We start from the raw sequence: 313 nt of genomic DNA, 5'->3' as shown, positions 1-313 counted from the left end.
GCTCGTGAACTCGCTGGCGATCTTGGCCTTGACGCCAGCTTCGATTCCGACCTTGCATTCGCAAACAATGATAGGCATGTTATGTCTCCGTGAAGAAAGGGCTGCTGAGGCCTCAGTCTCTCGGAACGTCGCCGCTGGTGATTGCAACGGGGCGCCACCACTTGCTTGGAAGTGCCATGACATGGTGTAGACAGGCTTGAGCGCGGCCGCCACCACACGGCGGTCCTTCCAGCTCGCGTAGTCCAGGCTGCCGCGTATCAGATGCACGACACAAGTCTGCAGTGTCGTGCTCGGGAACACCGCGTTCAGGGCC

Annotated in this window: 1 pseudogene; it reads right to left on the bottom strand. The window is 60.1% G+C overall.

The window, feature by feature from the left end:
* Positions 1-183: 183 nt before the first annotated feature.
* Positions 184-313, bottom strand: a pseudogene (locus ACYP5B_RS46010) (transposase); the annotation flags it as partial.

The sequence above is a fragment of the Cupriavidus sp. 8B genome, from assembly GCF_054589115.1.
This window is presented reverse-complemented; position numbering and strand designations above follow the sequence as displayed.